This window comes from Streptomyces flaveolus, assembly GCF_000716535.1.
GTDB classification, from domain to species: Bacteria; Actinomycetota; Actinomycetes; order Streptomycetales; family Streptomycetaceae; genus Streptomyces; species Streptomyces flaveolus_A.
In genome coordinates this window covers 1-518 of record NZ_JNWV01000156.1, presented here as the reverse complement: position 1 = coordinate 518, position 518 = coordinate 1, and the positions used below count along the sequence as shown (strand labels likewise).

At 68.0% G+C, this 518-nt stretch carries 1 protein-coding gene; it reads left to right on the top strand.

The genetic code is table 11. The annotated features are described in order from the left end of the window. On the top strand, positions 1-518 hold a 518-nt coding region (locus OO52_RS45630), incomplete at both ends, for a condensation domain-containing protein (RefSeq protein ID WP_158712715.1).

Sequence of the window (518 nt, the reverse complement as noted above, 5' to 3'; positions counted from 1 at the left end):
GGGTGGTCGTTGGGCCCGCTGGCCGCTGACCTGACGCGTGCCTATACGGCGCGGGTGGAGGGGCGGGTGCCGGAGTGGTCTGCGCTGCCGGTGCAGTACGCGGACTACACGCTGTGGCAGAACGACCTGCTGGGTGATCAGAACGATCCGGACAGTCTGTTCGCGACGCAGATCGCTTACTGGACGGAGGCGTTGGCGGGCCTGCCGGATCGGCTGACGCTTCCCACGGACCGTCCGCGTCCGGCGGTGATGACCTACCGGGGTGACTACGTCACCGTCGGCATCGACGCGGATCTGCACCGGCGTCTGGCCGATCTTGCGCGGGCCTCGGGTGCGAGTTTGTTCATGGTGTTGCAAGCCGGACTCGCTGCCCTGCTGTCGCGGTTGGGGGCGGGTGAGGATGTTCCGGTGGGCAGTCCGGTGGCCGGCCGGACCGATCAGGCGCTGGATGAGTTGATCGGGTTCTTCGTCAACACGCTGGTGCTGCGCACGGACACGTCCGGTGACCCGAGCTTCGC